The sequence below is a fragment of the Thalassospira mesophila genome, from assembly GCF_002115755.1.
Classification (GTDB): domain Bacteria; phylum Pseudomonadota; class Alphaproteobacteria; order Rhodospirillales; family Thalassospiraceae; genus Thalassospira; species Thalassospira mesophila.
This window is the reverse complement of the sequence record NZ_JFKA01000029.1, coordinates 1-2,260: the sequence shown is the minus strand read 5'-3', so window position 1 is coordinate 2,260 and position 2,260 is coordinate 1. Positions and strand designations below refer to the sequence as shown.

The window sequence follows — 2,260 nt, the reverse complement described above, 5'->3', positions numbered from 1 at the left end:
CCCGAAACCGCTGTTTGAAACTCGGCAATCACAATGGCAATCACCGCCTTGCCAATGCCCAGCCGCAGCCCCGCCATGATATAGGGGATGGTCGCAGGCACCACGATGCCGCGCATAATCGCCCCCTGACTGGCACAAAACGCGGTGCCCACCTCGATCAGGGTTTTAGGCACGGCCTTGACCCCGAACCAGGTATTCATGCAGATCGGGAAAAACGACAGCAAAAACACAATCACCGCCTTAACCGTAAAGCCCAGCCCGAACCACAGGATCATTAGTGGCACCAGCGCGATGAGCGGGGTGGCATAACCCGCCGTAATATAAATGCCAAAGGCGGCTTCCATAAACCGGTAACGGCCCAACAGCAGCCCGACCGGAATGCCAATGATCGCCGCGGCGGCATAGCCCGCAGCAAAAGGTTTGCCACTTTCGATAAAGGCCGAAACCAGACGGCCATCGCCGAGCATTTCCACAAACGCCTTGAAAATGGCCGTGGGATAGGTGCCCAAAAGCGGGTTGCTTTGACGGCCAAAATATTCCCAGATCAATAACGCAATGATCACGGACAAGGTGGTAATCACCCAGCCCGGCAGCACGATCACGGAACGCAGAAAAGAGTATTTGGCCGGGGCGGCCACAGCCGGTTCAGGCCGGGGGATTGCGGCGTTGGGAGTTGCGGCTTTGGCGGGGGTTGAGCCCGATGAAGGTGTTGTCATTGCGCCGTCTCCAGGGGGGTATCGCCGTGCAGCGCATCCCATAAAACAGCCCGTTTGCGGGCATATTCATCGGTGGCGCGCACCATGCCAGGTTCGCTGCTGCTGCGGTCAAGCTCGACCGTAACAATCTGGTCAACCTGGCCGCCCTTCAGCACCACCACCCGGTCGGCCAGCATCACCGCTTCATCCAGGTCGTGGGTCACGATGATGATGGTTTTGCCGGTTTTGGCGTGGATGGCCAGAAGTTCGCCGTGCAGGCTTTCGCGGGTTTGGGAATCCAGTGCTCCGAACGGTTCATCCATCAGCAGCACTTCGGGGTCAATCGCCAGTGCCCGGGCAATCCCGGCACGCTGTTTCATCCCGCCCGATAATTGATGCGGCCGGCGGTCGCGCGCATGCCCCAAACCGACAAGTTCAAGAAAATGGCTGGCAATGCGCGATCGCTCAGGTTCTTTGACGCCCTTCATCTCCAGCCCGTAACCGATATTGCTTAGCGTGTTGCGCCATGGCAGTAATTCTGCGTGCTGAAACACCATGCCCCGGTCATAGCCGCAGCCCGATATGGCCCGCCCCGCAACCCGGACTTCGCCCGAACTGGCACTTTCCAGCCCCATGATGATGCGAAGGGCGGTGGTTTTGCCGCTGCCGCTCGGGCCGATCAGGGCAACAATTTCGCCCTTTTCAACCGCAAACGACACCCCGTCCAGCGCACGGGCAAATTCAACCCCGCCGCTGGTCCGGAAAGACTTGCTGATATTGCACACTTCAAGGTGAGCCATGCTCTCTCCTTTTTGACTGATCGTGCAGTACCATGTCTTCACAAGCGCACGTCATGAAGACATGGTCAGGCGCGACGGTGCCGCGCGGCTAATGAAGCGACAGGCAAGGGCTTTGTAAACAAGCCTGCCCGCCGCCTGAGGGCCTCTGTGACCGCTAACGATCACAGAAACGAAACCTTATTTCCCGGCAAGGGCCAGCGCTTCTTTGCGCAGGCTGCCATCGATAAAGTCATGCACGTCGGCTTTTTCCTTTAACGCACCCAACCGCACCATCTGGTCATAGGTCCATTGCAGGTTATCAACCGGGATCACCAGTTCGGGCGAAACAGCCTTGTTCTCAATGGCTTCATCATAAATGAAGGCCGCACTTTTATCATCGGCATCAAGATGGGCGACTTTGTGTGCCAGCGCCACAGCGGCATCGCGATGGGTTAAGGCATAGTTCAGGCCATCCATTTCGGCGGCGAGAAATTTAACCATGTCATCGTGACGTTCACGAATTTTGGCCCCTGTTGTCATCAGGCATACCTTGACAAATTTCGGGGTGACTTTGGCGCCGGACAAAAGCGGTTTGATGTTCAGGCTGTCGGCATTCACCGCATATTCGCTGGAACTGGCCGCCGCAGCAACCACGCCAAGGCTGACGGCACGCACCCGGTTGGCACTGCCCCCGGCATTCACCAGCGAGATCTGATCGGACGACACACCCGATGCCTCAAGGGCAAGCTGGGCAAACATGGCGGGCAGTGATCCCGGCGCAGACAC

3 protein-coding genes are annotated in these 2,260 nt (G+C 58.1%); all 3 read right to left on the bottom strand.

The window, feature by feature from the left end:
- A partial coding sequence (locus TMES_RS21805; RefSeq protein ID WP_085586573.1) for an ABC transporter permease occupies window positions 1-716 on the bottom strand: 716 nt, incomplete at its 3' end.
- A complete protein-coding gene (locus TMES_RS21800; RefSeq protein ID WP_085586571.1) occupies window positions 713-1,495 on the bottom strand; it encodes an ABC transporter ATP-binding protein in 783 nt (260 codons plus the stop codon). The genes TMES_RS21805 and TMES_RS21800, both read right to left, overlap by 4 nt.
- 177 nt (window positions 1,496-1,672) lie before the next feature.
- Window positions 1,673-2,260 (bottom strand): substrate-binding domain-containing protein (locus tag TMES_RS21795; protein WP_211275992.1); only part of this gene is annotated, 588 nt, incomplete at its 5' end.

Coding starts and splice junctions, on each gene's coding strand:
- TMES_RS21800 (WP_085586571.1), bottom strand. CDS start 1,495: ATGGCTCACCTTGAAGTGTGCAATATCAGCAAGTCTTTCCGGACCAGC.